Origin of the sequence: Rudaea sp. (genome assembly GCF_036560865.1) — a bacterium.
Classification (GTDB): Bacteria; Pseudomonadota; Gammaproteobacteria; order Xanthomonadales; family Rhodanobacteraceae; genus Rudaea.
In genome coordinates this window covers 13,874-33,328 of sequence record NZ_DATBQK010000088.1, presented here as the reverse complement: position 1 = coordinate 33,328, position 19,455 = coordinate 13,874, and the positions used below count along the sequence as shown (strand labels likewise).

The following is a 19,455-nucleotide window of genomic DNA, read 5'->3' as shown; positions in this document are numbered from 1 at the left end:
CGAATCACGGGAACGACTGCCATCCATGGCTTCTGGATCCCGGCAATCCCTGCCGGAATGACAGCCTGTAGGCTGTCATTTCCCCCGCGCTGCGTCGAGCGCCTTGTTCGCCGCGGTTGAGAGTTCCACTGAAACGCCGCCCGCACCGGCCAAATCCCTGCGCGCGGCGGCGCCGATTTCTTCCCAGGCTTTGCGCTCGTCGGCAGTCGGCACGTCGATCTTGATGCCCTGCTTCTGCAACACGTCGCGCGCCTGCGCATTGTCGTCGCGGTTGATTTTCTCCAGCCGCGCGAAGGCCGCACCGATTTCCTCGTTGACCGCTTTCTGATCATCCGCGCTGAGCGCATCGAACGCCTTCTTGTCGATCGCGAGCACGCCGACCACATACATCAGCGGCAGATCGACCATGTGCTTGACCTTGGTATGCCACTGGAACGCGATCGCGCCCGAGGTGGTGTTTTCCACCGTATCGATCAAACCCGTCTGTAAACTTGTATACACATCGGCGAGCGAAAGCGGAATCGGTGTGACACCGGCCGCCTTGAACGCGGCTTCGGCGATGCGGTCGCCCTGCGGGATCCAGACTTTTGCGGATTTCAGATCGTCCTTGCCGTGGATTTCCTTCACGCTCATGAGGTAGGCGAAGCCGCCGCCGGAAATGCCCGGCGCGACGAAACCGGCCTTCTCGAAACTGGCCTTGAGCAACGGGTCGATCTTGGCGCGCACCTTGTCGACTTCATCCAGAGTGCGGAACTGGAACGGCTGGCCGTACACGTTTGCATCCTGGGTGATCGACGCGGCTTGGCCGCCGGTGAACACGGCGCCCTGCAGCTGGCCGATCTTGATCTTGCGCAGCACGGTCGCGTCGTCGCCCATGACGCCGCCCGGGTAGTACTTGATTTCGACGCGATCGGCGCTGCGCTGCTTGATCGTCTCGGCGGCGGCGCGCATCTCGCGCATCCATGCCGTACCGTCAGGCGCGACCGTAGCGATCTTGAAGACCGATGCCGCGTCAGCTTGTCCGAACATCGCGCTAAGCGCGAGTACCAGGAATATTGTTTTTTTCATTTTCTAATTTTCCAAAAAAAAGCTTCTAGGATTCACAGGTCTTGGGAGCCCGATCGAGAACGACATAGTGAATGCCATTGGTCATGCGTACGGTCTCCAAACATTGGAATTCGCCGCTGGTTTTCTCGCGCGTAATCTCGCCTTCCATTTCAATGGATTTACTGTGATAGTTTTCCGGTGTGAGTGTTCCGCGGACATGCACACCATCAATTGTGAAATTCAACTTGCCCGAAATATTTCCTTGCAGATGCAATGGTCCCGAGCGTTTCGCGCCTTCGATTTGGAAAATCGATGCCCCATACCCGGCGATGAGGTTATCCGCGTCTTTCGTGACGACAGCCCAGTTCCAAATTTCAACCGTAGCGTTCGCGCTTGCGGAGAAAGCAAATAGCGCAATCGTCGGCACAAGCATTCTGAAATTCATGGCACGCCTCAAAAATAATCCTTGCCCGATTCGAGCAGCGCCTTCGCCTTGCGCTTGGCCAGCGTATTGATCAAGGTCAGCTTCGGCGCCACCGGATCGGCGGCGAGTACTTCGTTGAGCAGCTTGTCGTGCAGGGTCTGATCGAACACCAGGCGCGCGTAAAACTGCGCGTACAGCACACGCACCATCTGGTTGCGGCCGCCGGAAAGTTCAAGCGCCTTGTCGAAATACGCCTTCCCTTCCTCAGGTTTGCCGCCGAGCGATGCGGGTCGGATCGAGTTGATAACGCCCAGATACAGCGCCGCACCGCCGTTGTCGTAGTGCTCGTCGATTTCGTTGGCGCGCTGTAGCAGCGCCTGCAACTTGGGCAAGTCTGCGATCGCATTCCAGTCGCCGCTGTTGACCTGGATTTTTCCGGCCCATGCCGAGGCAAAACCGTAGATCGTCGCGATGTCCTTCGCGTCGGCCTGCTTGAGCGCGCTGGCAAACGCATCGAATGACCCATCGAGCGCATCGCACAATGGCTTCTCGCGCAGGCACAACGCGCGCCGCGCGTAGCTGTATGCGCGCCCGGCGAGGCGCTGCGCGCGCTCGTTGTCGTCGACGAAACCGCCCGCATAGGCCCCGTAGAGTTTCGCGCCGGCCAGCAGGATGTCCGGATTCTGCGGATCGCCCTCGATCAAGCCGTCGATCAGCAGCAGATAGGAAGGCACGCCGTCGCGCACAAGCCCGGTATCGTCCTCGTTGAGGATTGCCGTGGTGAGATTGTCGCTGAACTGTCGCGTGGCCTTGCGCATCACGCTGCCGCATGCCGCCGTCAGGCAGACGCACAGCAACAGGGCAAAACGCAGGCGGGAAAGGGAAATCGGCATTTTCATCGCAGTGGGCGAAGGGCAACTATTCATTTTAGCGCAAGCACCGCGATGCCCCGAGCGCTGCAGCAACGCGCGTTATCGCCGATTCAGTTGAACTTGGTGGATGCGCTCAACGGGCATTGGCGGAGAACGATTGTGCTGCCTCCAGCGTGTTCTGCATCAGGGTCGCCACCGTCATCGGCCCGACCCCGCCCGGTACCGGGGTGATCCAGGACGCGCGCTCGGCCGCGGCGGCGAATTCCACATCGCCGGTCAGGCGGCCGTCGGTGAGGCGATTGATGCCGACATCGATCACCACCGCGCCGGGTTTGATCCACGCCCCTTTCACCATGCCCGGCTGGCCGACGGCGACCGCGACGATATCGCCCGACGCGACGACTTGCGGCAAATCGCGGGTGAATCGGTGGCAGCAGATCGTCGTGCAGCCGGCCAGCAACAGCTCGAAGGCCAGCGGCCGGCCGACATGGTTGGAAACCCCGACCACGACGGCGGTCTGCCCACGTACTGGCCGGTCGGTATGCGCCAGCAGGTTCATCACGCCTTTGGAGGTGCACGGCCGCAGGCCGCGCTGGCGCAGCGCGAGGCGGCCAATGTTTTCCGGATGAAAGCCGTCGACGTCCTTGTGCGGATCGATGCGATTGACGATGACATCGGCATCGATATGCGCGGGCAGCGGCAGCTGAACGAGGATGCCGTGGATCTGCGCGTCGGTATTGAGCGTATCGATCAGGGCGACAAGTTCGGCCTGCGTCGTCGACATCGGCAGATCGTAGTCGCGCGAATGAAAACCGGCATGCGTGCACGCGCGGCGCTTGTTGCGCACATACACCGCCGAAGCCGCATCGTTGCCGACCAGCACGACCGCGAGCCCGGGCACGCTCAATCCCTGCAGCTGGCGCAGCTTGACTTGCGCGCGCAGATCGTCGAGCAGCCGCTCCGCGATTCGCTTGCCATCCAGTATTTTCGCGCTCATTCGCCCGCCCGGTGAGGTCGCGCATTATCACTGTTGCAGCGGCGCGGCTCAATGCGTCGCTCTGACGCGCGCGCGGCCGTGGATTTATCATGTTGTCGAACGATCAGGATCCCGCATGAGCGACCAAACCACCGAACTCGAAGCCGCCGCATTCCGGCGGCTGTTGCAGCATCTCAACGAAAAGCGCGCCGATGTGCAGAACATCGACCTGATGATCCTCGCCGGCTTCTGCCGCAACTGTCTGGCCGACTGGTATCGCGATGCCGCTGCGGCGAAAGGCTTGAATCTGAGCAAGGATGCCGCGCGCGAGCATGTCTACGGCGAGCCGTTCGCGCAGTGGAAGGCCAAGCATCAGCAGGAAGCCACGCCCGCGCAGCTCGCCGCATTCGAGGCGGCGCAGAAGCAGCATGGCTGAGCTTCGCGTTCGAAGATCGTGACGGCAAGCATGACTGAGTCAGTCGTTACGGCCGTTCCAACGGAACGCGAAGCGGGCGGCATTCGCATTCGCAAATTCCGCAGCGACGACATGCGGTACCTCGTCGAAGCCGTGCGCGAGTCGGTGCGCACGGTTGGGCGCTGGCAGGGCTGGTGCATTTCCGCGTACGGCGAAAACGATGGCACGGCCTGGATCGATAACTGCATCGGCGCCTGGGACGCGGGCCAGCGCTACGACTTTGCGATCGTCGATACGGTAAGTGGCGACTACCTCGGCGGCATCGGCGTCAATCAACGCAACCTCGAACACAACTTCGCCAACGTCGGCTACTGGGTGCGTGAATCCTGCCAGGCGCGCGGCGTGGCGACACAAGCAACGCGACTCGCAATCGGTTTTGCCTTCGGCGTGCTCGGACTTACGCGCATCGAAATAATCGCTGCCGTCGACAACCGGGCAAGCCGGCGTGTCGCGGAAAAGGTCGGCGCACCTCTTGAAGGCATCGCGCGCAATCGCCTTGTGCTCAACGGCACGCTGTTGACCGCGGCGGTATACGCAATGGTGCCTGCCGACTATGCGGAGGCGCAAATCCTCGCGATATCCTCGTAACCCCTGAATTGCACGTCCGCGCCGCAGCCCGGGCAGTGCGGGTCGCGCGACAGACGTAGCTCGCGGAATGTCGCAGCCAAGGCATCGAAGCACAGCAGGCGCCCGACCAGCGGCGCGCCGATGCCAAGAATCAGTTTGATCGCCTCGCTGGCCTGCAGCAGCCCGATAATCCCCGGCAATACGCCGAGCACGCCGGCTTCGGCACAATTGGGGGCGTCTTCGGCGGCAGGTGGTTCGGGAAACAGGCAGCGATAGCATGGCGAATCGTCGCGACGCGCATCGAACACGCTCACCTGGCCGGTGAAGCGATGCACCGCGCCATATACCAGCGGAATCTTGAGGCGCAGACACGCAGCGCTGAGCAGATATCGGGTAGGGAAATTGTCCGCACCGTCGATCACCACGTCGTGATCGCGGATCAGTTGTTCGACGTTCGCGGCAAGCAACCGCGTCTTCTGCGTGCGCACATGGACCTGCGGGTTCAGGGCCGCCAGCGCGACGCGCGCGGATTCGGTTTTCGCCATGCCGATGCGCGCATCCGTGTGCAGTATCTGCCGCTGCAGATTGGACTTTTCCACGACATCGTCGTCGATCAGGGTGATCGACCCGACACCGGCCGCGGTGAGATAGAACCCTGCCGGCGAGCCGAGTCCGCCGACGCCGATCAGCGCAACGCGCGCGCGCGCGAGCTTGCCCTGCCCCGCGGCGCCGACTTCGGGCAGCAGCAGGTGTCGCGAGTAGCGATCCAGCGCATCGGCATCGAAGCCACCCTCAGCGAGTGGCAGACCTTCCTCGTTCCAGCGCTTGAATCCGCCGGCGACGGAAACGGCATGCGCATAGCCGAGCGCGCGCAGCGTTTCCGCAGCGCGCAACGAACGCCGGCCACTACCGCAGAGCGCGAGGATTTCGCGCTGACGATCGGGTTCGATCGCCGCGATGCGCGCTTCGATCTCGCCGAGCGGCAGGCCGAGCGCGCCCGCAGGCATGCCGGCCGCGCGTTCATCGTCTTCGCGCACGTCGAGCAGCAAGGCGCCGTGCGCCTGCGCACGCTGCGCGTCAAGCGGCGTGAATTCCAGCACAGGCGATATATTTTGCTGCTGCACGGCACTCATATGCGAACTGTAGCATTCCCGTTCAAGGCCAGCCGGGCAGCGGCAGCACATCGACGATCGCCCCCACCGCATATTCCCCCGCCAGTTCGGGCAACACGATCAGCGCGTCCGCCTCGGCAACGCCGCGCAGCATGCCCGAGCCCTGTTTCCGCAACGGCGTCGCGTGCAGCGTGCCGGACTCGTCGCAGTGCAGGTTCGCGCGCATGAATTCAGTGCGTGCATGGCGCTTCTGTAGCGCGAGCGCAAGGCGTGCGCGCAACTGCGGCGCCTGTACATGCCGATCGCTTAGCGCGTCGAGTGCAGGCCTGACCAGGGTCAGAAACGTGGCAATGCCGGAGACGGGATTGCCCGGCAGTGCGAATACCAGCGCCGATCCGGCACTGCCGCAGAGAAACGGCAGGCCGGGTTTGATGCGCACTTTCCAGAAATATACTTTCCCCACCTCAGCCAGCAGGCGCGGCAGGTAGTCCGCCTCGCCCGCCGAGACGCCGCCACTGCTGATCACGACATCCGCATCCTCGCCCGCGCGCAGCAAGGCCTCGCGCAGCAGCGCGGGATCGTCGCGTAGACGCTCGTGGCGCAACAGCTGCGCGCCATGCTGTTCGATCAGCGCGCCGAGGCTGTAGCGGTTGGAATCGTAAATGCCGCCGAAACCGAGCGGCGATCCGGGCGCGACGAGTTCGTCGCCGGTCGTCAGCAGCACGGCGCGTGTTCGACGCACGACCTCGACCTGCGTCTGGCCGAACGACGCGAGCGCGCCAAGTCGCGCGGGCGTGAGCACGTTGCCGCGCGCCAACGCGAAATCGCCTGCGGCGTAGTCCTCTCCGGCCGGACGTACATTCGCACCGTTTAGCGTACCTGCCGCGATTACCACCGTGTCGCCATCGGTTTGCGCCAAGATCTGCGTATTTTCCTTCATCACCACGGTGTCCGCGCCGTTTGGCAGCGGCGCACCGGTCGTGATGCGCACGCAGGTTCCGGGCAACACCTCCGGCGCCGCCGCGCCACCGGCAAGCACACTGCCGATCAGGCGCAGGCGCGTATCCCCTTGCGCCGGCAAATCGGCGCCGCGCACCGCATAGCCGTCCATCGCCGAATTGACGAAGCCGGGCACGTCGAAGGGCGCGATCACATCGCGCGCGAGCACGCGTCCGAGCGCCGATTGCAGCAGGATCGATTCCGTACCTAATTTATACTTTGCCGCAATTTCCACAATGCGGGATTGCGCTTCGGTGAGTCCCAACCCAGTCGGAAATGCGGGCGCGTCAACTTGCATGCCGTCGTTCCCAGTCGCGGAATTCGCCCAGTGTATTCAGATTTGCAAAGGCCTGCGGTACGTCGGAGAAATCCGCCTGCGCGGCACCGATTGCTTCGTGCCAGCGCCAGACCGGCAAGTCTTGCGCCAGTGCCTCGGCTGCGCTTGCTGCCAACGCGCGGCGATACAGCGCAAACAATGGCTGGCGGCGCGCTCCGTCGTATGCGACGGCTGCGTCGGTTTTTGCCGTCAGCGCCGCCGCGTGCAACCGCCGTACGAGTTCGGCAAGAAGGTTCGGCCCATCGACAGGTACCGTGAGCAGCCACGGCGTCGCGCAATGGGCGAGCGCATTCGCGATGCCGGCGAGCGGGCCGCGAAAACCGGTTGTTGCATCGGGCACAACCTGACCAAATACTGCGTAGTCACCCTCGTGTCGACTGGTGCAGATCACAATCGTGCCGACCTGCCCATGTAGTGCAGCAGCCACGTGTGCGATCAGTGGTTTGCCCGCCAGGGGCAACAGGCCCTTGTCGTGGCCATCGACGCGCCTGCCCTCGCCACCGGCGAGAATCGCGGCAGTAACTCCGGCGTGATTGAATTGGTCGACAGCAGCCATTTCAATGTATCGATTGAATGTGCTTGCAGATAAGGACGCGCGCTGCGTCTATCGCTTCTTCGCGTTGCGCACAAGCCGCTTGCGTTTCTTGACCTGCTTCTCGGTCAACTCGTTCTTGCGCCCAGCGAACGGATTTTCGCTCTCCTTGAACGCGATGCGGATCGGCGTGCCTTCGAGCTTGAAGCGTTTGCGGAAGAAATTTTCCAGATAGCGGCGATAGCCGTCGGCGATATGCCGGGTGCGGCTGCCGTGAATCACGATGGTGGGCGGGTTGCTGCCGCCCGGATGGGCAAAGCGCAATTTCGGCGCGTGACCGCGCACCAGCGGCGGCTGGTAACTCTCGTAGGCCTTTTCCAGCGCCTTGGTCAACTCGGACGACCCGAATTCGCGCGTCGCCGACTTGTGCGCGCGCCCGATCGCACGCATGAGTTCGGCGATGCCGGAACCATGCAGAGCCGAGATGAACAGCGGTGTGGAAAAGGAGACAAAATCCAGTTTGCGCGAAAGTGAACTTCTGCACTGTTCGCGCTCGTAGGTGCTCAGGCCATCCCATTTGTTGACCGCGATCACCAGCGCACGGCCGGCATCCAGCACATGACCGATCAGGGTTGCGTCCTGTTCGGAGACGCCCTCTTTCGCATCCAGCAGCAGCACGGCGACATGCGCCGCGGCGATAGATTGCAGGGTCTTGATCACGCTGAATTTCTCGACCGCCTCCTCGACGCGCGCACGCCGACGAATGCCGGCTGTATCGATCAGCGTATAGCGCTTGCCGTCGCGTTCGAGCAGCACGCGGATCGAATCGCGCGTGGTACCGGCGATCTCGGAGACGACCACGCGCTCCTCGCCGAGCAGACGATTGACCAGAGTCGACTTGCCCACATTCGGCCGGCCGACAATCGCCACGCGGATGCCCTCGTCGGCGGCGTCGGCAGCGGCGATCGCATCCGGATCGACCGGCGGCAGACGCGCGGCGATCGCTTCGAGCAGCGCCGGCACGCCGCGCGAGTGCGCGGACGAGGTCAGAATCGGATCGGCGAAACCGAACGCGGCGAACTCCGCCTGCGCGTGGTTCTCATCGACGCCGTCGACCTTGTTGACGATGAGCAGCAGCGGCTTGTCCCGGCGGCGCAGCGCGGCGAGCACATTGCGATCCTGCGGCAGCGCACCTTCGCGCGCGTCGACCACGAGCGCGACGATATCGGCTTCGCTGATTGCCATTTCGGCCTGGCGTGCGGTGAGCGCGCCGATGCCTTCCTTGTCGCCGGTCAGTCCGCCGGTATCGACGACGACGAATTCACGCTCGCCGAGATGGCAGATGCCGTAATGGCGGTCGCGCGTGAGCCCCGGCAGGTCCGCAACCAGCGCGTCGCGCGTGCGCGTGAGCACGTTGAACAGGGTCGATTTGCCCACATTCGGGCGACCGACCAGTGCGACGACCGGCAACATGCGTACTCGTCCCCTTCAATGCCACCGGCGAACGCCGGCGTTACTTGCCGACGCGATAGGCGCCGATCGTGCCGTAGATATCCTCGACGTAGACCATGTCGCCGACCACGACCGGCGCGGACTGGATCGGGTCCTTCGACAGGCGTTCGCGACCGACGAGTTTGCCGTCGCCGATCGACAGCCAATGCACCCAGCCTTCGAGGTCGCCGAAGACGACCGTGTCGCCCTGCACGGCAGGCTCGCTGAGCCAGCGGTACTTGAGTCCGTCCTGCTTCCATTCCGAACTGCCGCTGTGCAGATCCAGCGCGACGACGTTGGAATCGTTGTCCGCCAGATAGATCTGGCTGGCCGAAACCGCCACGCCGCCGAAACTGGACAACTCGCGCGTCCAGATCGGGCGACCGGTTTGCGCGATCAGGGCGACGGTCTGACCGCGATAGCCCGATGCGTAGACGACGTTGTCGTCGAACACGATCTGGCCGTCGACGTCCTGCAGGCGATCGATTTCGGTGCGGCCTTCGCCGGGCGAAAGCGTCTGTTCCCAGAGTATCGCGCCATCGCTGGCACGCAACGCCACGACCTTGCCGTTGTCCTGACCCGAGTAGACGATGTCGTTGATCAGCAGCGGTGCGCTGTCGCCGCGCAGGCTCAGCAGCGGCACGGTCGCGCGGTCGTAGGTCCATTTGCGCGCGCCGTTGGCGCGGTCGAGACCGACGATATGGCCGTCGTGCGTGCGCACGATCACCATGCTGCTGCCGATCGCGGGTGCGGCGATAATTTCCGAGGACAGCTGCGCGGTCCAGCGCTCGGCGCCATCGGCCGCCGCGAATGCCTGCACGCCGCCTTCGAGCGAGCCGACCACGAGCAGATCGCCATCGACGCTCGGACCGCCGGCCCAGCGCACGGAATTGCCGCCGTGATGCCAGATGAAGCCGCCGCGCTTGCCGAGACTCTTGCTCCACAAGCTATGGCCATTGGTTGCGTCGAAGGCCTCGACCACGCCCGTCGTGCTGGCGGCGTAAAGCTTGCCGTCGGCGTAGGCTGGACGCAGGCGCGCGCCGGTTTTCTCAGCGCCCTTGCCGATGCGTTCGCTCCAGACTTTCTGCACATTGATGCTGGGCGCGAAGTTCTCGGCGAGCTTGGTTGGCGGCTCGATGTTTTCCTTCTTGGTATCGTTGAACCAGCCCTTGATCGTGGCACAACCGGTCATCGCGGCAACCAGCGCGACCAGGGCCAGTGCGCGCAGTGCCTGCGCGGCGCGCGTGCGGCGTGTCGTGTCGAGCTTGCTCATGAGCCTTTCTTCTCCACGCTGGCCACCGCAGTCGCGGGCAGGTCGTTGAGCTTCATTTCCACAAAACTGCGGTTCGGCGCGTTCTGATCGAGATGGGTCAGTGCATCGGTGTAGGCGGCGCGCGCGTCGTCCTTGTGCCCGAGCGCGACCAGCGCGTCGCCGCGCAACTCGGCTGCGGTTGCGTCGAAGCCGCCCTTGGGCAGCTTGTCGAGCAGGTCGAGCGCGTCCTGCGCCTTGGTCTGCGCGATCTCAACGCGCACCAGATTCAGTCCGGCGACCGCTTTCAACGCATCAATACCTGCATGCTGCCAGGCCCAGTCGAGCGCGTTGTGGGCCGCTTCCGTATCGCCGCGTTCGGTGGCGATGTCGGCTTCGCGCATCGCCGCGAGCACGGCGTAGGGCGTGTCGGCGAAATCGGATTTGAGCCTGGCCGCGATCGCCTTGGCCGCATCGTAATCCTTCTTCGTCACATCGGCGCTGAGCGCGTCGTACTGCACGGCGGCATCCATGTGGCGCTGCGCACGATGCGTGCGCCACTGCTGCCAGCCGAACAACAGCAACAGACCCAGGCCAATGCCGATCAGGATCGAGGCGGCGTTTTCACGCAGCCACTTCTGTACCTGTTCGCCCTGTTCGTGTTCGTCCAATACCTCGAATGCCATCGTCGAAACTACCTCAAGAATTCGTTACTGTGGGGTTGCACGCGAGCCAGCGCATGCGGCAATGGCGCGGGCGCCGCAAACCGCCGCGGTCGGGTCGCGTAGGTTAGCAGGAACGCCTGCGACCGTGCGTGCCGGCCCGCCCTGCCGTTCAGGCCTCGGTATGGGTTGCCACCCGTTGCTGCTGGCCGCGCTGTGTCGAGGAGACGATTGCCGGTACGCCCCTAATCGACATGGGAAATCGTTTTGCCGGCGGCAAGCAACTTGAAATGGGCGACGTTGCCGTGGTTGTACGGCGCAATGTCCTGCACCGCGCCGTCGACCTCCAGCGTGGCACCGCTGGTATTGCCCAGGCGCACGTCGAGCGGCTTGTCCGAGGCGTAGGTCTTCACCGTGCCGGCCGGCAGCGTCGCGTACTCCAGACGTCTGCCGTCGGCGTCGACGATTTCCACCCAGCTCGGTTCATTCAAACTCAAACGCACCTGGCCGACCGCCATCGGCAACGATTGCGGCGCTTCGGCTTGCGCTGCAGGCGGATTCGAAAACGGCGTCAACGAGGCCATCAACGGCGAGTCGCTTCTTGCCGCGTCTGCCGCTGCGGGCAGCGGCGATTGCAGGTCGGGCTTCGCAGTCGACGCCGACGCGACTTCGCCCGCCGCCGCGCTCTTGCCCGCATCGGCCGTAGCCGCATTCGTCTGCGCCGGGGCCGGAGTCGATACGTCGAGCGGCGTGAGGCGCGCGCCGACATCGCTGCCCATGTTCATCGCGAACATGACGAAGGGCACGACGATCAGGCCGGTCAAGACCACGTAAAGAGCCGATCCGGAATAACGGTCGATCAGATAACGTGAATGCGAAATACGACCCGAGGCGACGAGTTCCGGCGTGCTCGCGTGCTGGCGCAGTACGCTGTCGACCACCGCCACGGGCACCTCGACCAGACGCGCGTAGCTCGTCAGATAGCCGCGCAGATAAACACCGTGGCCGATGCGCTCGTATTGTTCGGATTCCATGAGGCGCACGACCTGCGACGGTAGATGCAGCTTGCCGGCGACGTCTTCGCAACTCCAGCCGCGCACTTCGCGTGCCGCGGTCAGACGTTGGCCGAGCGATTCGCCCACGCGCACGCGCTTTACCGGCGCCGACGGCGAATCGGTGGTGCTGGTCGATTCGACGACGGCGGCGTCAGCTGCTGCACCCTGCACCGTGGGCAGACGCCACTCCATCACTGCGGGCGCCGAGGTCTCTTCGACGGCAGCGGATTTGGCTGCCGCGTTCAACTCGGCATGCGCCACCGTGGCGGCGCGCGCAGACGCCACTTCGGTGAAGAACGTCAATTGTCCAACCTCGTCGCGCTCGGCTTGCTGCCGATCTGCGGGAGCGTCTTTGCCGGTTTTCAGACTTGCGGGTTTGTCGTTGTGTTTCATTTCATTCACGAAGACGGCGTTGCGGAATCCAGCGTGTGCGCCTGTTCCGAGTCGGGAAATTGATTGCGCAGGCGCTGCGCATAGTCATGGGCGGCATCGGCATGGCCGAGCTTGGTTTCGATATTGCGGGCCAGAAGCAGCGCATCCGGGTTGGGCTGGCCCAGCGCATCGAAGCGCTGAATGAACGCGCGGGCCTTGAAGAAATCGTTCTTTTGATAGAGCACACTGGCGAGTTGAAACAGCGCCTGCGAATTGCCCGGATTGATTTCGAGCGCGTGGCGGAAGTCCGACTCGGCCTGATCAAGCGGGCCCTTGCCGAGCAACTGGCAGGTGCCGGCATTGGTGTAGACGGTACCCCGGTCATTGTAGAAACCGTCGGCCAGCGCGATATCGAAGTACTTGCGCGACTCGGCGAACTTGCCAAGCTTGCACAGGTACAGACCGTAGTTGCTGTTCGCGCCGCCGGCCTTGGGCGCCAGTTCGGCGGCAATGCGGAAATTTTCCTCCGCCGCCTGGTGATCGCCCACGCGGTCGTAAAGCGTGGCCAGCACGGTGTGCGCGTCAACGCTCTGCGGATCGTAAGTCAACGCCTTGAGCAGATTTTCCTTGGCGATTTCCAGCTTGCCCATCTCCATGTACTTCTGGCCGAGCTGGATAAACGGCCGCGCCGTGTCTTGCTTGGTGTGATTCTCCTTCAGCGCCGGTCCGCTCTGCGTCGTACATGCCGAGAGGACCGCGCAAAGCAGTGCGCCAGCCAACGGCGCAAACGAGTTGCGTAATGCAAACCTACGCTGCATTGCGCGCTCCAAGCTCGATGCGGCGCTGGAATTCCGCGTTGCGCCGCGTGCGATCTACCACCTGCCCCTTCAATTGACCGCAGGCCGCATCGATATCGTCGCCGCGCGTACGCCGCACCATCGTCAGCACGCCGGCGTCGAGCAGGGTTTTCTGGAAGCTGCGGATCGTCGTTTCGTCGGAGCGCTCGAAGCGCGTACCGGTGAAGGTATTGAACGGAATCAGGTTGACCTTGCTCGGCAGCTTGCGCATGAGCTTGATCAACTCGCGCGCGTGCTGCGGCAGATCGTTTATACCTTTGAGCATCGTATACTCGAATGTGATCGTCGTGCGCGGCCGACGCGCGGCGTAGCGCTGGCACGCCGCCAGCAGTTCCGCGATCGGATATTTCCTGTTTAGCGGAACGAGTTCCGTGCGCAATTCGTCATTCGGCGCATGCAGCGACACCGCGAGCGAAACATCGCTCGATTCGGAAAGCTTGTCGATCATCGGCACGAGGCCCGCGGTCGACAGGGTGACGCGCTTGTTGGCCAGGCCGAAACCCAGATCGTCGCGCATCAGGCTCATCGCGCGTACCACGTTGTCGAAGTTGAGCAGGGGTTCGCCCATGCCCATCATGACCACGTTGGTGAGCTTGCGCTGGTGATGCGGCACATTGCCCAGATGCTTCGCCGCAACCCAGACCTGGCCAATGATTTCCGCGGTCGACAGGTTGCGGTTGAAACCCTGCGTGCCGGTCGAGCAGAACTGGCAGTTCAGGCCGCAGCCGATCTGCGAGGACACGCACAAGGTGCCGCGCGTCGCTTCCGGAATGAACACCGCCTCGATCGCGTTGCTGCCATCCATGCCGAGCAGCCATTTGTAGGTGGCGTCGGCGGCCTGTTTCTCGAACAGGGTTTTCGGCGGCACGATTTCGACCGCCGCTTCGAGCTTGTCACGCAACGCAGCGCCGACATCGGTCATCTGCGCGAAGTCGGTGACGTGACGGTGATAGATCCACTTCATCACCTGTTCCGCGCGATACGGTTTCTCACCGAGCTGTGCGAACAGGTCGCGCAGACCTTGGCGGTCGTAGTCGAGCAGATTTGCTTTTGCGCTGGTCACGTCGTTATCGCTCGCGTCCACTCGCTCAACGCGAATGAATTTCGCTACCGGCAAAAAAGTACGCAATTTCCACTTGTGCAGTTTCCACCGCATCCGATCCATGCACGGCATTGGCGTCGATCGATTGTGCAAAGTCGCCGCGGATCGTTCCGGGCGCGGCTTTCTTCGGATCGGTGGCGCCCATCAGATCGCGATTCTTGAGGATCGCGCCCTCGCCTTCGAGAGCCTGGATCATCACCGGGCCGGAGATCATGAAATCGACCAGCGGTTTGAAGAACGGACGTTCCCTGTGCACCGCGTAAAAACCTTCGGCTTCCGCGCGCGACAACTGTTTCAGTTTTGCGGCGACGACCTTGAGGCCGGCCTTCTCGAAACGGGAATAAATTTCGCCGATGACGTTCTTGGCGACCGCATCGGGTTTGATAATGGAAAGGGTGCGCTCCAGCGCCATTGCTGATTACTCCGGATATTGTTGTCAGGGCGGTCGGGGGTAAACGGCGCCCCGGCTCCATGCCGGGAATTGCCGAATACGGCTGTCCGCAAGTCGGCGGACAAAACCGTCATGATTCTAAAGGATTCCAGCGGATAATTTAAGTGCTTTGTGGCGATTATTGCGCGCACCCGCAGCCTCACCGGCAGCCCCAAGTCGGCCGGTGTTCCGGTCAAACGACGAACTCTCGCCGCATTGCGCCGATTCGATGCGCTACGATTGACCGGCGCGCAGCAAAGAGACTAAGATTCAAACAATCGTTTGACACTCGCTCACCGCCACGAATCGGCTCCATGCCGACAGGTGGCCTGCACGCGCAAGAGCACGAATCGGGGGTCGGCATCTTGAGCCCGGAATTGTTTTCCACCAAGCAGCGCATTCTCGGCGCGGCCGAAGTGCTGTTCGCGCGGCACGGTTTCGCCGGCGCATCGCTGCGCCAGGTGACGTCGGCCGCGCATGTGAACCTGGCTGCGGTGAACTATCACTTCGGCTCGAAGGAAAACCTCATCAACGAGGTGTTCCGTCGCCGTCTCGACGAATTGAACGCACAACGCTTGCAGGCACTCAGTGCCGCGCGCACGCGCTCCAGCCTCACCCTTGAATCGGTTCTCGCCGCGTTCGTGCGTCCGGCGCTGGCGCTGAGCGGCGACGATCATGGCGGTGCGGCTTTCGTGCGCGTGCTCGCGAGGGCGTATGCCGAACACAACGAGCGCCTGCGCCAGTTCCTGCACGATCACTACGGCCACGTGCTCAGACAATTCGCATCCGCATTCGGCGAACTGCTGCCGCATCTGGACAAGCAGGAACTCTACTGGCGCCTGGATATCGTCAGCGGCGCGCTCACCTATGCGATGGCCGACTTCGGTGTGATCAAACGCCGCGGAGTCACGCCCGAGCAGCATCGCGACATCGCCGTCGACCACCTGATCAAATTCGCCGCCGCCGGTTTGCGCGCGGAGTAGTTCTTGCAATCCTTCACGGTCGCCGGATCAAGGCGGCCCTTTCAAAATTGTTTACCACGAGGTCTTGTATGAGCAGTTCTCCCCTCCGTATCCGCAAAGCCGCCGTGCTCGGCGCCGGTGTCATGGGCGCGCAGATCGCGGCGCATCTGGTCAATGCCGATGTCGACACCGTGTTGTTCGATCTTGCCGCGAAAGATGGCGATCCAAACGGCATCGTGCTCAAGGCGATCGACAACCTGAAAAAACTCTCGCCCGCGCCGTTCGCGGACAAGTCGCGCGCCGGTGCAATCGTGCCCGCGAACTACGATCAGAATCTGGATCTGCTCAAGGGCTGCGACCTGATCATCGAGGCGATCGCCGAGCGGCTCGACTGGAAACGCGATCTCTATGCCAAAGTCGCCCCGTTCGTGAACCAGAATGCGGTGTTGGCGAGCAACACTTCTGGTTTGAGTATCAATGTGTTAGCAGATGTTCTTTCAGTGGATTTGCATGAGCGGTTCTGCGGTGTGCACTTCTTCAACCCGCCGCGCTACATGCATCTGGTCGAACTGATCCCGTGCGCTAAGACCTCGCCCGACGTGCTCGCCGGCTTGGAAGCCTTCCTCACGACCACGCTCGGCAAGGGTGTGGTCATCGCTCGCGATACACCGAACTTTATCGGCAATCGCGTCGGCGTGTTCTCGATGCTGGCGACGATGCACCATACCGATCAGTTCAAGCTCGGTTTCGATGTCGTCGATGCGCTGACCGGTCCGGCCATCGGCCATCCGAAGAGCGCCACCTACCGTACTGCCGACGTGGTCGGCCTCGACACGATGGGCCACGTGATCAAGACCATGGACGATACGCTGGCCGACGACCCGTGGCACAGCTACTTCAAAGCCCCGGACGTGATCCAGGCGCTGATTGCCAAGGGTGCGCTCGGCCAGAAAACCGGCGCGGGTTTCTTCCGCAAGGTCGGCAAGGACATCTTGGTGCTCGATCCGGCCAAGGCCGACTACGTACTGCCCACTGGCAAGGTAAGCGACGAGGTCGGCGCGATCCTGAAACTCAAATCGCCGGCCGAGAAATTCGCCAAGCTGCGCGCGAGCGCCGATCCGCAGGCGCAGTTCCTCTGGAGTATACATCGCGACCTTTTCCACTATGCCGCGTTTCACCTCGCCGACATCGCCACGAGTGCGCGCGACGTCGATTTCGCCATGCGCTGGGGCTACGGCTGGCAACTCGGTCCGTTCGAGACCTGGCAGGCCGCTGGTTGGGCGCAGGTGGCGCAGTGGATCAACGAGGATATCGCCGCCGGCAAGACCATGAGCACCGCGCCATTGCCCGCGTGGGCCGTCGATCTTGCACGTACCGGTGTACACAACGCGGACGGTTCGTATTCGCCTAGCGAGAACAAATATCTGCCGCGCTCGACGCAGCCGGTTTACCAGCGTCAGGTGTTCCCGCAAACCGTGCTCGGTAGCAAGGTCGACAAGGGTACGACCGTGTTCGAAACCGACGACGCACGCCTCTGGCACGGCGGCGATGGCATCGCAGTGCTGTCGTTCAAGACCAAGATGCACACGATCGGCTCCGGCATTATCGATGCGGTGCATCGCGCGATCGACGAGGCCGAACGCGGTTTCAAGGGCATGGTTATCTGGCAGGATTCCGAGCCGTTCAGCGCGGGCGCCGATCTGGCCGGCGCGATGGCCGTGCTGCAGGCCGGCAAGATCGACGAGTTCGAAGCCTTCGTCAATCGTTTCCAGCAGACCAGCATGCGCGTCAAGTTCTCGCTGGTGCCGGTGGTCGCCGCAGTGCGCGGCCTGGCGCTTGGCGGCGGCTGTGAAATGCAGATGCACTGCGCGCGCACGGTCGCGGCGCTGGAAAGCTATATCGGCTTGGTCGAAGCAGGCGTCGGCCTGCTGCCAGCGGGCGGCGGACTGAAGGAAATCGCGATCCGAGCGGCACAGAATGCTGTCGGCGGCGATGTGTTCACCCAGTTGAAGAGCTGTTTTGAAACCGTGGCGATGGCGAAAGTCTCCGCGAGCGCGCTCGAAGCCAAGGAGCTGGGCCTGCTGCGTCCCAACGACGTGGTCGTATTCCACGCCGACGAATTGCTCTACGTCGCCAAGAACGAAGCGAACGCGCTGGCCGAGTCCGGTTACCGGCCGCCACTGCCAAACCGCCAGATCATCGTCGCCGGCGATGTCGGCACGGCGACGCTGAAAGCCAGCCTCGTCAACATGCTCGAAGGCCGCTTTATCTCGCCGCACGACATGGAAATCGCCAGCCGCATCGCCGACACACTTTGCGGCGGCCAGATCGAACGCGGCTCGACCGTCGACGAACCATGGCTGCTCGACCTTGAACGCAAACACTTCGTTGCGCTCGCGCAAATGCCGAAGACGCAGGAGCGCATTGCGTTTACGTTGAAGACGGGCAAACCGCTTCGGAATTGACGAAACGGGTAGACGGAGAGACGGAGAGACGAACAGACGAACAGACAAACAGACGGAAGAGCGCGCAAGCAGTAGTAACCTCGTTTTTCCCGTCTCCCGTCTCCCGTCTCCCGTCTCCCGTCTCATCGTCTATCCGCACCGTCTCCCAAATAAGCACACTACCGGACACACACCATGACCAAACAAATCCAGGACGCCTACATCGTCGCCGCCGTGCGCACTCCAGTCGGCAAGGCCCCGCGTGGGGTGTTCCGCAACACGCGCCCGGACGATATGCTGGCTTTCGCCATCGATGCCGCATTGTCCAAATTTCCACAAATCGACAAAGCGCGCATAGACGACGCTGTGATCGGCTGCGCGATGCCCGAGGCCGAGCAAGGCATGAACGTGGCGCGCATCGCCGTGTTGCTGGCAGGTCTGCCCAACGTCGTCGCCGCTGTGACCGTCAACCGCTTCTGTTCGTCGGGCCTGCAGGCCGTGGCAATGGCTGCCGACCGCATTCGTCTCGGCGAGGCCGATCTCATGATCGGCGGCGGCACCGAGAGCATGAGCATGGTGCCGATGATGGGTTATCACCCGGTGTTCAATCCGGCCATCTACGACAACGAACATATCGGCATCGCCTACGGCATGGGCATCACCGCCGAGAAGGTCGCCGAGCAATGGCAGGTCACGCGCGAGCAGCAGGATGCATTCGCTGTCGCCAGCCACGCCAAGGCGCTGGCTGCGATCGCCGCAGGTGAATTCGCCGACGAGATCGCGCCATACACACTGGCCGATCACTATCCGAATCTGGCCACGCGTGGGACTGTGGACGACATGCGCATCGTCAAGAACGACGAAGGTCCGCGCGCCGGCACCACGCTCGACGCGCTGGCGAAATTGAAAACCGTGTTCCGCGCGGGCGGCAGCGTCACCGCCGGCAATTCCTCGCAGATGTCCGACGGCGCCGGCGCCGTGCTGCTCGCCAGCGAACAGGCGATCAAGGATTACAACCTCACACCGCTGGCCCGCTTTGTCGGCTTCGCCGTCGCTGGCGTGCCGCCCGAAATCATGGGCATCGGCCCCAAGGCCGCGATTCCGAAAGCACTCAAGCAGACTGGCATCAAGCAGGACGATCTGGACTGGATCGAACTCAACGAAGCGTTCGCAGCGCAAGCGCTTGCGGTGATCAGGGATCTCGGCCTCAACCCCGACAAGGTCAACCCGCTCGGCGGCGCAATCGCCCTCGGCCACCCGCTTGGCGCGACCGGCGCCGTGCGCATCGCGACCTTGGTCAACGGCCTGCGCCGGCGCAAACAAAAATACGGCATGGTGACGATGTGCATCGGCACCGGGATGGGCGCGGCGGGGGTGTTTGAGGCACTCTGAATTTTTCAGATGGATTAGTGCGTAGGCTGGGTTGAACGCAGTGAAACCCAGCAATTCGAGACGCTGTCATGCTGGGCATCGCTGCTCTCAGCCCAGCC

19 protein-coding genes are annotated in these 19,455 nt (G+C 63.0%); 5 read left to right on the top strand and 14 right to left on the bottom strand.

Going from position 1 to position 19,455, the window contains the following annotated elements; translation table 11 throughout:
* Window positions 1-75: 75 nt before the first annotated feature.
* From VIE67_RS09190 to folD, 4 genes are all read right to left on the bottom strand, one after another.
* Complete coding sequence (locus VIE67_RS09190; protein ID WP_332025453.1) at window positions 76-1,068, bottom strand: TRAP transporter substrate-binding protein; 993 nt, start codon at window positions 1,066-1,068, stop codon at window positions 76-78.
* Window positions 1,069-1,093: 25 nt separating this feature from the next.
* Window positions 1,094-1,492, bottom strand: coding sequence for a hypothetical protein (locus tag VIE67_RS09185; protein WP_332025451.1), 399 nt, complete (start codon window positions 1,490-1,492; stop codon window positions 1,094-1,096).
* A gap of 8 nt (window positions 1,493-1,500) precedes the next feature.
* On the bottom strand, window positions 1,501-2,364 hold the full coding sequence (locus tag VIE67_RS09180) for a TRAP transporter TatT component family protein (protein ID WP_332025449.1): 864 nt from the start codon (window positions 2,362-2,364) through the stop codon (window positions 1,501-1,503).
* A 112-nt stretch (window positions 2,365-2,476) separates the two neighbouring features.
* Window positions 2,477-3,340: a bifunctional methylenetetrahydrofolate dehydrogenase/methenyltetrahydrofolate cyclohydrolase FolD gene (gene folD, locus VIE67_RS09175; RefSeq protein WP_332025447.1), complete on the bottom strand. Its 864-nt coding sequence runs from the start codon at window positions 3,338-3,340 to the stop codon at window positions 2,477-2,479.
* Window positions 3,341-3,455: 115 nt separating this feature from the next.
* On the opposite strand from folD, the gene VIE67_RS09170 reads away from it, so the two are divergent.
* Complete coding sequence (locus VIE67_RS09170; RefSeq protein ID WP_332025446.1) at window positions 3,456-3,755, top strand: DUF1244 domain-containing protein; 300 nt, start codon at window positions 3,456-3,458, stop codon at window positions 3,753-3,755.
* A gap of 30 nt (window positions 3,756-3,785) precedes the next feature.
* Entirely contained in the window at window positions 3,786-4,382 is a 597-nt protein-coding gene (locus VIE67_RS09165; RefSeq protein WP_332025444.1) for a GNAT family N-acetyltransferase, read from the top strand.
* On the opposite strand, the gene moeB is transcribed toward VIE67_RS09165, so the two are convergent.
* The 10 genes from moeB to ndk form a co-directional block, all read right to left on the bottom strand.
* Window positions 4,346-5,494 (bottom strand): molybdopterin-synthase adenylyltransferase MoeB, encoded by a 1,149-nt coding sequence (gene moeB / locus VIE67_RS09160; protein ID WP_414707328.1) that lies wholly within the window; start codon window positions 5,492-5,494, stop codon window positions 4,346-4,348. The genes VIE67_RS09165 and moeB overlap by 37 nt on opposite strands.
* A 22-nt stretch (window positions 5,495-5,516) precedes the next feature.
* On the bottom strand, window positions 5,517-6,770 hold the full coding sequence (locus VIE67_RS09155) for a molybdopterin molybdotransferase MoeA (RefSeq protein WP_332025439.1): 1,254 nt from the start codon (window positions 6,768-6,770) through the stop codon (window positions 5,517-5,519).
* Window positions 6,760-7,365, bottom strand: a complete 606-nt coding sequence (gene mobA / locus VIE67_RS09150) for a molybdenum cofactor guanylyltransferase MobA (RefSeq protein WP_332025437.1) — start codon at window positions 7,363-7,365, stop codon at window positions 6,760-6,762. Before mobA ends, VIE67_RS09155 begins: the two co-directional genes overlap by 11 nt.
* 48 nt (window positions 7,366-7,413) lie before the next feature.
* Window positions 7,414-8,814 carry a ribosome biogenesis GTPase Der gene (gene der / locus VIE67_RS09145; RefSeq protein WP_332025435.1) on the bottom strand — a complete coding sequence of 467 codons (1,401 nt, stop codon included), beginning with the start codon at window positions 8,812-8,814 and terminating at the stop codon, window positions 7,414-7,416.
* A 40-nt stretch (window positions 8,815-8,854) separates the two neighbouring features.
* Window positions 8,855-10,105: an outer membrane protein assembly factor BamB gene (bamB, locus tag VIE67_RS09140; protein ID WP_332025433.1), complete on the bottom strand. Its 1,251-nt coding sequence runs from the start codon at window positions 10,103-10,105 to the stop codon at window positions 8,855-8,857.
* Window positions 10,102-10,767 (bottom strand): YfgM family protein, encoded by a 666-nt coding sequence (locus VIE67_RS09135; protein WP_332025432.1) that lies wholly within the window; start codon window positions 10,765-10,767, stop codon window positions 10,102-10,104. Before VIE67_RS09135 ends, bamB begins: the two co-directional genes overlap by 4 nt.
* Window positions 10,768-10,988: 221 nt before the next feature.
* Complete coding sequence (locus VIE67_RS09130; RefSeq protein WP_332025496.1) at window positions 10,989-12,191, bottom strand: helix-turn-helix domain-containing protein; 1,203 nt, start codon at window positions 12,189-12,191, stop codon at window positions 10,989-10,991.
* 5 nt (window positions 12,192-12,196) lie between these two features.
* Window positions 12,197-12,988 carry a type IV pilus biogenesis/stability protein PilW gene (pilW, locus tag VIE67_RS09125; protein ID WP_332025430.1) on the bottom strand — a complete coding sequence of 264 codons (792 nt, stop codon included), beginning with the start codon at window positions 12,986-12,988 and terminating at the stop codon, window positions 12,197-12,199.
* A complete protein-coding gene (gene rlmN, locus VIE67_RS09120; protein ID WP_332025428.1) occupies window positions 12,978-14,090 on the bottom strand; it encodes a dual-specificity RNA methyltransferase RlmN in 1,113 nt (370 codons plus the stop codon). Before rlmN ends, pilW begins: the two co-directional genes overlap by 11 nt.
* A gap of 25 nt (window positions 14,091-14,115) precedes the next feature.
* Window positions 14,116-14,541, bottom strand: coding sequence for a nucleoside-diphosphate kinase (ndk, locus tag VIE67_RS09115; protein ID WP_332025426.1), 426 nt, complete (start codon window positions 14,539-14,541; stop codon window positions 14,116-14,118).
* Between the two features lie 380 nt (window positions 14,542-14,921).
* Between ndk and VIE67_RS09110 the strand changes: the two genes are divergently transcribed.
* From VIE67_RS09110 to VIE67_RS09100, 3 genes are all read left to right on the top strand, one after another.
* Entirely contained in the window at window positions 14,922-15,542 is a 621-nt protein-coding gene (locus VIE67_RS09110; RefSeq protein ID WP_414707333.1) for a TetR/AcrR family transcriptional regulator, read from the top strand.
* Between the two features lie 68 nt (window positions 15,543-15,610).
* Window positions 15,611-17,986, top strand: a complete 2,376-nt coding sequence (locus VIE67_RS09105) for a 3-hydroxyacyl-CoA dehydrogenase/enoyl-CoA hydratase family protein (protein ID WP_332025422.1) — start codon at window positions 15,611-15,613, stop codon at window positions 17,984-17,986.
* Window positions 17,987-18,160: 174 nt separating this feature from the next.
* The gene (locus VIE67_RS09100; RefSeq protein WP_332025420.1) at window positions 18,161-19,357 is read left to right on the top strand and encodes an acetyl-CoA C-acyltransferase; all 1,197 of its coding nucleotides are present in this window, start codon (window positions 18,161-18,163) and stop codon (window positions 19,355-19,357) included.
* Window positions 19,358-19,455: the final 98 nt, after the last annotated feature.